1 protein-coding gene is annotated in these 2,319 nt (G+C 55.6%); it reads left to right on the forward strand.

Translation table 11 applies throughout. From position 1 onward, the window contains the following. Positions 1-362: 362 nt before the first annotated feature. Entirely contained in the window at positions 363-2,063 is a 1,701-nt protein-coding gene (locus tag ACOSYY_RS11625) for a cation:proton antiporter (protein ID WP_421662547.1), read from the forward strand. Positions 2,064-2,319: the final 256 nt, after the last annotated feature.

Consider the following 2,319-nt stretch of genomic DNA (forward strand, 5'->3'; position numbering starts at 1 on the left):
GAGGAGCTTCCATCGAACCAAGGAGGCTCCTCCGAAAAGATCCCCACTCTACACATGCACTTGTTCGACCGGTAGCCCTTACCTGGTTGCTCTATCGCGGAATCTTCCGACAAACTTCACCGCATTCCTTGGTTCTTATACATTGTTTTACTCTTACCTTTCTTCGTGTGTCGAATGTCACGCTCCGGGGAATTCCTGTGAATGCAACACGGGAACTGTTACGCAAGACCACGGTCGGTTTATGAGATAACGGTATTATTTCATCTCGTCTGTGGTATTTTCGTCCCGCGGTCCCATGGCCTTTCCGTCAATCGGCCATAAAGAGATCAACGTGGTAACCGAGATCGTCGAAGAGGTGTTTCGTGCTGCCTAATCCCGCGTTTTTTGTGGACCTTGCCACCGTATTCCTTGCCGCCGTCGCGGGCGGACTCCTTGCCAGGTTTGTGCGGCAGCCATTGATCCTCGGCTACGTACTGGGCGGTATCGCCATCGGCCCGTTTACCCCGGGGCCCACCATCCATGAATCACATATGTTCGAGCTGTTCGCCGAGATCGGCGTCATTCTTCTGATGTTTTCGATCGGACTTGAGTTCTCAGTAAAAGACTTGATGCGGGTGAAATGGGTTGCCCTCGCGGGCGGACCACTGGGCATTCTCATGTCCATCGGATTGGCCGTGATGGTGGGAAGCTTGATTGGATGGTCCACGACCCAAAGCATCGTGATCGGTGCGGTCATTTCCATGGCAAGCACCATGGTGCTCGCGCGCCTGCTCCTCGATCGGGGCGAACTTCAAACAAAGCATGGCCGCGTCATGATCGGTATTACCCTGGTCGAAGACGTAGCGGTCGTGGTGATGACTGTGCTCGTGCCGGCCCTCGGTGAATTCAACTCGGGGCGATTGTTGTTGATCGGGCAAGCCTTGTTGAAGGCTTTCCTGATTCTGGCTCCCTTCGGCTATTTTGCCGCCAAAGTCATTCCCGCCATCATGACGCATATCGCCAGAACCCAAAACCAAGAACTCTTCCTGCTGGTCACGCTGGCCATCAGTCTTGGAACCGCCGCCGTCACGCAGATGATCGGGCTCTCCCTCGCTCTGGGCGCCTTTCTCGCGGGCCTCATTATCAGCGCATCCGAGTATGGGCACGAGACCTTGGCCAGGCTGCTCTCGCTACGTGACGCCTTCGTCGCGCTCTTCTTCGTGACCATCGGCATTCTGATCGACCCGCGCGTGATCATCGATAACCTTTCTCTCCTCGCCACAATGATCGGCTTGATCATGGGCGGGATGTTCATGATTTGGACAACTGTCGTGCGACTGTTCGGCTATTCTTGGACAACGGCATTCCTCGTAGGGATTGGCCTCACTCAAATCGGCGAATTCTCGTTTGTCCTTGTGCAGGTCGCAAAAGCGGCAGGCCATGTCGGCATCGAAGTCTACAATGCAACACTTGCTGCCTCCCTCTTCACCATTCTGGCGAACGCCGCCCTCGTCCGGTATGTGCCCAGTTGGCTCGGCGGGAGGAGTCTTGCCCGGCTTCCACACGAGGCTGAACCCTGGCCACCCGAAAACGAACCACCCCGGCAGCACGTGGTGCTATGCGGTTTCGGCCGAGTCGGCAGTGCGCTCGGCAAAGCGTTGGAGGCGTTCAATTTTCCGTATGTGGTGATCGATCGCGATCCGGACATCATTCGTCGGCTACAAATCCGAGGCACGGCCTGTCTCTATGGCGACGCCTCACACCGCGAATTGCTCACGAAGGCTCGCGTGGAGGATGCGTCTCTGATCATCGTGGCGCTGCCTGAAATAGATCCCGCCGCACTCGTGGTCACTCGCATTCGCGCCATCAATCCGAAAGCTCCGATCTTGTCCCGCGCGCATGGACAAGCTGAAGCCGGAAGACTAGCCGAAGTCGGATCAACCGAGGTCATCCAGCCTGAAGTCGAAGCGGCGGCGACGTTGATTCGGCATGCTTTAAATTGGTTTGCGGTACCGAAAGACCACATTCTGAACTATGTGGAGCGTTACCGGCAGTCCATGGAAGCGAAGCGAAAATCGAGTTAATCCGCGTCCTGCCCTCGGCCGGTATCCGCGTAAGCTCGGCAGTTTATGCATGAGGAAGAAACAGAGAAAAGGCCCTTGCGGAATCTAGATTTAGAATATTGGAATTAATCCAGCTCGTGCAAGACCAGCCAGCACAGCATTTTCTCGGAACGAACAATGCCGATCAAGCGCGGATCTTCCTTGCTCTCGACCACTGGAAGCCAGTCGATATCGTGCTTATTCATCAACTCGCCGGCCATCAAGCTTGTATCATCCG

It is taken from the genome of Nitrospira sp. BLG_2 (assembly GCF_049222245.1).